At 61.3% G+C, this 4,099-nt stretch carries 4 protein-coding genes; 3 read left to right on the plus strand and 1 reads right to left on the minus strand.

The window, feature by feature from the left end:
* The 3 genes from soxB to A2I95_RS26940 all read left to right on the plus strand — a co-directional run.
* The coding region (soxB, locus tag A2I95_RS26930; RefSeq protein WP_291734847.1) for a thiosulfohydrolase SoxB at nt 1-1,111 on the plus strand (1,111 nt) is incomplete at its 5' end.
* Between the two features lie 92 nt (nt 1,112-1,203).
* The gene (soxC, locus tag A2I95_RS26935) at nt 1,204-2,475 is read left to right on the plus strand and encodes a sulfite dehydrogenase (protein WP_291734848.1); all 1,272 of its coding nucleotides are present in this window, start codon (nt 1,204-1,206) and stop codon (nt 2,473-2,475) included.
* Complete coding sequence (locus tag A2I95_RS26940) at nt 2,459-3,490, plus strand: c-type cytochrome (protein ID WP_027259272.1); 1,032 nt, start codon at nt 2,459-2,461, stop codon at nt 3,488-3,490. Before soxC ends, A2I95_RS26940 begins: the two co-directional genes overlap by 17 nt.
* 121 nt (nt 3,491-3,611) lie before the next feature.
* Here A2I95_RS26940 and A2I95_RS26945 read toward each other — a convergent pair.
* On the minus strand, nt 3,612-4,099 hold a 488-nt coding region (locus A2I95_RS26945; RefSeq protein WP_291734851.1), incomplete at its 5' end, for a GlxA family transcriptional regulator.

Below are 4,099 nucleotides of genomic sequence, written 5' to 3' on the forward strand. Positions count from 1 at the left end.
GCCGTTTGCCGCTCTTGGCCAGAATATTTTTGACGCCGAATGGGACGAGCCGGCCGAGCTGTTCAAGCCCTACAAGTTCTTTGAACGCGGCGGCGCCAAGGTGGCGGTGATCGGCCAGGCCTTCCCCTATATGCCGATTGCCAATCCGGGCTGGATGTTCCCGGAGTATTCCTTCGGTATCCGCGACGAGAACATGCAGGCCATGGTGGATGAGGTCCGCGCGGCGGGCGCTGATCTGGTGGTGGTGCTGAGCCACAACGGTTTTGACGTCGACAAGAAGATGGCGGGCAAGGTGCAGGGCATCGACGTGATCCTGTCGGGCCACACCCATGATGCGCTGCCCGAGCCGGTGCTGGTGGGCAAGACCCATATCATTGCGTCCGGGTCCAACGGCAAGTTTGTCTCGCGCGTTGATCTGGATGTGCGCGATGGCCAGCTGATGGGCTTACGGCACAAGCTGATCCCGGTGTTCTCGGATGTGATCGCGCCGGATCCGGTCGTGGCGCAGCTGATCGAGGCCGAACGCGCGCCCTACAAGACGCAGCTGGAGGAGGTGATCGGTCAGACCGATACGCTGCTGTACCGGCGCGGCAACTTCAACGGCACCTGGGATGATCTGATCTGCGATGCACTGCTGAGCGAGCGGGAGGCGGATATCGCCATGTCGCCGGGCGTGCGCTGGGGGCCGTCGGTTGTGCCGGGCGACGACATCACCCGCGAGGATATCTGGAACGTGACCTCGATGTCCTATGGGCAGGCGTACCGGAGTGAGATGACCGGTGAGTTCATCAAGGTGATCCTGGAGGATGTGGCCGACAACATCTTCAACCCCGACCCCTATTACCAGCAGGGCGGCGACATGGTGCGGATTGGCGGCATGGGCTACCGTATCGACATCACCAAGCCGCAAAGCGAGCGGATCAGCGAGATGACCCTGCTGAAGAGTGGCGAGGCAATTGATCCGGCGAAATCCTATGTGGTGGCCGGTTGGGCCAGCGTGAACGAGGGCACCGAAGGGCCGATGATCTGGGATGTGGTCGAGGATCATATCCGCAAGCTCGGCACCGTGACATTGAATCCGAATACCTCCGTGCAGGTAGCAGGCGCTTAAACAGCGCCCGCTCCCGGCGGGGTTAAGACAAAAAAAATTTGCACAGTTGAATTCACGAACGTGAATTTATCTATGTAAGGAGGCAAAGAAGAATGAGTGATGACGCTAAAGGCTTGACGCCCTCGCGCCGCCAGTTCCTGACCGGGGCGGCGGCTGCCGGGGCCGGGGCGGTAGCGGCAGGTGCTGCCAAGGCCGCAACACCGGATCCGCTGATTACCGAAGTTCAGGACTGGGCGAGCGGATTGGGCGAGGGGGTGGATGCCACGCCTTATGGCTTGCCGATCCAGTACGAGAGCGATGTGGTGCGCCGCAATGTAGAGTGGCTGACGGCGGATACCATCAGCTCGATCAACTTTACGCCGATCCATGCGCTGGATGGCACCATCACGCCGCAGGGCTGCGCGTTTGAGCGGCACCACTCGGGCGCCATCGAGCTGCGCAAGGAAGACTACCGGCTGATGATCAACGGGCTGGTCGATACGACGCTGGTGTTCACGTATGCGGATCTGGAGCGTTTTCCGCGCGAGAACCGCGTCTATTTCTGCGAGTGTGCAGCGAATTCGGGCATGGAGTGGGCCGGCGCGCAGCTGAACGGGGCGCAGTTCACACATGGCATGATCCACAACATGGAGTATTCCGGCGTTTCGTTGCGGACGCTGCTTGAGGAAGCAGGCGTGAGCCCCAAGGGCAAGTGGGTCTATGTGGAAGGGGCGGATGCGTCCTCGAACGGGCGTTCCATCCCGCTGGAAAAGGCGATGGACGACGTGCTGGTTGCCTTCAAGGCCAATGGCGAGGCGCTGCGCAAGGAACATGGCTATCCCGTGCGGCTGGTGGTGCCGGGCTGGGAAGGCAACATGTGGATCAAATGGCTGCGCCGGATTGAGGTGACGGATCAAGCGATCGAGAGCCGCGAGGAAACCTCAAAATACACCGATACGCTGGAGAATGGCGTCAGCCGTAAATGGACCTGGGAGATGGATGCGAAATCTGTCGTCACCAGTCCCAGCCCGCAATCACCGATCAAGCATGGCAAGGGGCCGCTGGTGATCACCGGGCTGGCCTGGTCGGGGCGTGGAGCCATCACCGGGGTGGATGTGTCGGTTGATGGCGGCAAGAATTGGCAGGAGGCGCGGTTGGCCGCGCCCGGCACGGACAGAGCGCTGAGCCGGTTTTACCTGGATGTCAATTGGGACGGCTCGGAGATGCTGTTGCAGAGCCGGGCCAGGGATTCCTCTGGCTATGTGCAGCCAACCAAGGCGCAGCTGCGCGCGGTGCGGGGGCTGAATTCGATCTATCACAACAACGCCATCCAGACCTGGTGGGTCAAGGCAAACGGGGAGGCGGAAAATGTCGAGGTTTCCTGATTTTATTGCGGCAGCTGCAATTGCAACGGCCATTGCGGCACCGGCCTATGCGGAAAAATTCGGCCTGGGCCGCCCGGCGCTGCCGGAGGAAATCGCAGCGTGGGATCTGGACGTGGCCCCCGACGGCACTGGCCTGCCCCCAGGCTCGGGCGATGTCTTCACCGGAGAGGAGGCCTTTGCCGAAAAATGCGCCGTCTGCCATGGCGATTTTGCCGAGGGCGTCGGCAACTGGCCCAAGCTGGCAGGCGGGCAGGGCACGCTGGACCATGACGATCCGCTGAAGACCGTGGGCAGCTACTGGCCGTATCTGTCAACCACCTGGGACTATGTGAACCGCTCGATGCCGTTTGGCGATGCGCAGTCGCTGACCCCGGATGAGGTTTATGCCATCGTGGCCTATATCCTCTATTCCAACGATCTGGTGGATGATGAGTTCGTGCTGTCGGATGAGACCTTCAAGGCGGTCGAACTGCCGAATGCCGATGGTTTCATCCTGGATGACCGGCTGGAGGCGGAGAAGCATTTCTGGAACCCGGAACCTTGCATGGGGAATTGCAAGGCGAGCGTTGAGATCACCATGCGTGCCCTGGTGCTGGATGTGACGCCGGAGGAGGAAAGCGCCGAAGCGTCTGCCGAAGCCGAACCGGTTCAGGAGGCGGCGGCGGAGCCCGTTGAAACCGCTGAGGCTCCGGATCCGGAACTGGTGGCCAAAGGCGAGAGGGCTTTCAAGAAATGCAAGGCCTGTCATCAGGTCGGGGACAGTGCCAAATCCAAGACCGGACCCATTTTGAACGGTATCGTCGGCGCCCCCGCCGGTCATGCAGAAGGGTTCCGCTATTCCAAGGCGATGAAAACCGCAGCTGAGGACGGGCTGGTTTGGGACGAGGTTGAGCTGGCGGCCTTTCTGGCCAAGCCGAAGAAATACATGAAGGGGACCAAGATGTCCTTTGCCGGGCTGAAGAAGGACGGCGATATCGAGGCTGTGATCGCCTATCTGCAGTCCTATTCGCAGTAGCCGGCGGCTTGCCGGAAAACAGAAGGGGCGCCTCGCGGCGCCCCTCTTTCATTCGGTTTCTTCAGCGCGCCGGTGCGCCGCCTTTCCCTTAGACGATTTCCGCCGGGTCGAATTGCAGCAGTTAGCTCCATCCTTTGCGGAAGAAATGCGGACTGGCGCCGAACTTGCGTTTGAACTGGCGCGAGAAATGGGTGGCTGAGTTGAAGCCCGATGCCAACGCGATCTCGGTGACGCTCATAGAGGTTTCGTTCATCAGCGCAAAGGCGTGACTGAGGCGCATGTCGAAATAGACGTGCATCGGGCTTTGGTTCAGGTAGCGCGAGAACAGCCGCTCCAGCTGGCGGCGGGAAATGTCGAGCCGGTCGCAAAGTTCGCCAATCGACAGCGGCTCCTCGATCGATTCCTGCATCAGCTGCAGCGCGTTCAGCAGGCGCTGGTTGCGGCTGCCGATGGCCACCGCATAGTTCGATTTCTGCGGCGCGGCCTGGCCGCCTGAGCGCACATGCAGGCACATGTCGGCGACGATGATCGCCAGCTGCTTGCCGTGGCGCTCCTCGATCAGGTGCAGCATCATGTCGGTTGCCGCATTGCCGCCGCCGCAGGTCATCA

The organism is Leisingera sp. F5 (assembly GCF_001593695.1).